This is a genomic window from Methylibium sp. (assembly GCF_013817365.1).
GTDB lineage: Bacteria > Pseudomonadota > Gammaproteobacteria > Burkholderiales > Burkholderiaceae_C > Methylibium.
This window is the reverse complement of the sequence record NZ_JACDCU010000533.1, coordinates 1-2434: the sequence shown is the minus strand read 5'-3', so window position 1 is coordinate 2434 and position 2434 is coordinate 1. Positions and strand designations below refer to the sequence as shown.

Genomic DNA, 2434 nt, shown 5'->3' with positions numbered 1-2434 from the left:
AAGGCGCAGCGCGGAGAGCTGGTCTTCGACATCGCGGAACGCCACGAGCACCTGCTCGCGGTAACCGGCAAGTGCAGCGTCTAGTTCGGCGCTCGCGTTCTGCACGCCGGCCTCGCGCCGGCCGCCGTCGAACAGCGGCAGCGAGAGCAGCGCGCCGATGCCCCAGGCACGTGCCGACCACCGGAAAAGGTCGCCGAGTTCCGGTGACGCATAGCCGCCCGAGGCGGTGAGCGAGAGGTTCGGGAACCACGCCGCCTGCGCGACGCCCACGCGCGCCTGCGCGGCGAGCATGGAGCTTTGCGCGGCCGACACGTCGGGCCGGCGCGCGAGCAGGGTGCTGGGCACGCCGGGCGGGATCACCGGAAGTGCGGTCGCCCAGTCGGTGGCGTCGATCTCGAAGCCGGAGGCGGCCTCGCCGACCAGCACCGCGAGTGCGTGTTCGAGCTCCGCGCGCTGGCGGTCGAGGGCGAGCGCTTCGGATTCGGTCGCGGCGACTTCGGTGCGGATGCGCGCGACGTCCAGCTCGGCGATGTCGCCAGCCTGGTAGCGGCGCTCGGTGAGCCCGAGCGTGTCGCGGTAGGCGGCGACGGTTTCGCGCACGAGTGCGCGTTCCTCATCGACCGCGCGCAGGGCGAGATAGGTGCGGGCCACGTCGGCCTGCACGAGCAGGCGCGTGCTCTGCAGCAGCGCTTCGCGCGCCTGGGCGTCGAGTGCCGCAGCGCGGCTGGCCGTGGCGAGCCGGCCGAACAGGTCGAGCTCGTAGCCGAGATCGGCGCCGGCGCCGAGGAAGGTCGTCGCCGCGCTGCCGGTGTCGGCCTGGGTGCCGCGTGACGCACTCGCGCCGATGCCGATCTGCGGCGCTCGGTTGGCGTCGGTCGCCCGCAGGAGGGCGCGTGCCTGCGCGAGCCGCGCGGTCGCGACGTGGATGGTGTTGTTGGCGAGGCCTGCTCGTTCGACCAGATCGGTGAGCGTGGGGTCGGCGAAGGCTTGCCACCACTGGCCGCGCGCCTGCGGCTCCGCCGGCGCGGCGAGCGTCCAGCGGTTGTCGCGCTCCTTGAACGCGGCGGGTGCGACGGGCAGAGCGGCCGGATCGATGGCGGGCGCCGTGACGCAGCCCGCAAGGAGCAGCGCGGCGAACACAGGCGCGAGGATGGAGCGCGGAAGCCGTTGGTTCGTGTTGGCGGCGATCGATGGTTTCATGAGGCTGCCTTTCAAGGATGTTGTCGATGTCTTGCGAGCACAGGGCAGAGGATTGCGGCCTTGCTCTCTCTCCCGCGACCTCGTGGGAGAGGGGGAGAGGGCTCATGCGGTGGACCCTCACCCCCGCCCTCTCCCGCAGGCGGGAGAGGGAGCAGGACGGGGCTCATTCGAGGTGCGCCACGGGAGCGGCGGGCAACGGTTTCAGGCTTGCGCCGCCGGCACCGACGGCAGCGGGCGAACCCGCGAAGGCTTCGACATGCGGCACTTCTCCATGCAGCTTGAGCGGCCGGTTGCCCGCCATCCGGCGCAGCAGCACGTAGAACACCGGCGTGAGGAACAGGCCGAAAGCCGTCACACCGATCATTCCGGCGAACACGGCCACACCCATGGCCTGGCGCATCTCGGCGCCGGCGCCGGTGGACAGCACCAGCGGCAGCACGCCCATCACGAAGGCCAGCGAGGTCATCAAGATCGGGCGCAGCCGCAGGCGGCTCGCCTCGATGGCGGCCTGCACGGGGTTGCGGCCGGCGAACTCCAGCTCGCGGGCGAACTCGACGATCAGGATCGCGTTCTTCGCACTCAGGCCGACGAGCACGATCAGCCCGATCTGCGTGAACACGTTGTTGTCGCCGCCGTCGAGCCACACGCCGGTCATTGCCGCGAGCAGACCCATCGGGACGATGAGGATGATCGACAGCGGCAGGGTCAGGCTCTCGTACTGCGCGGCGAGCACCAGGAACACGAGCAGGATGGCGAGCGGGAAGACCCACATCGCCGAGTTGCCGGCCAGGATCTCCTGATACGTGAGTTCGGTCCACTCGAAGCCGATGCCGGGCGGCAGCGTCTCGGCGGCGATGCGCTCCACGGCGTCCTGTGCCTGGCCCGACGAATAGCCGGGTGCGGCGCCGCCGTTGATGTCGGCCGAGAGATAGCCGTTGTAGCGCATCGCGCGCTCCGGACCGAAGCTGCTGCGCACGGTCATCAGCGCCGACAGCGGCACCATCTCGCCCGTCGATGAGCGCACCTTCAGCAGGCCCACGTCTTCGGCGCGCGCGCGGTGGGCGGCGTCGGCCTGCACGCGCACGGTGTAGGTGCGGCCGAACTTGTTGAAGTCGTTCACGTACAGCGAGCCGAGGTAGATCTGCATCGTGTCGAACACGTCGGTCACGGCCACGCCGAGCTGGCGCGCCTTGGTGCGGTCGATGTCGGCGTAGAGCTGCGGCACGTTGACCTG

General features: G+C 70.7%; 2 protein-coding genes. Both read right to left on the bottom strand.

Annotated features, from left to right (window positions below; translation table 11 throughout):
• Positions 1-1200, bottom strand: a 1200-nt coding sequence (locus tag H0W38_RS20945) for an efflux transporter outer membrane subunit (protein ID WP_292457824.1), incomplete at its 3' end; no start/stop codon positions are given.
• A 163-nt stretch (positions 1201-1363) separates the two neighbouring features.
• A partial coding sequence (locus H0W38_RS20940; protein ID WP_292457823.1) for an efflux RND transporter permease subunit occupies positions 1364-2434 on the bottom strand: 1071 nt, incomplete at its 5' end.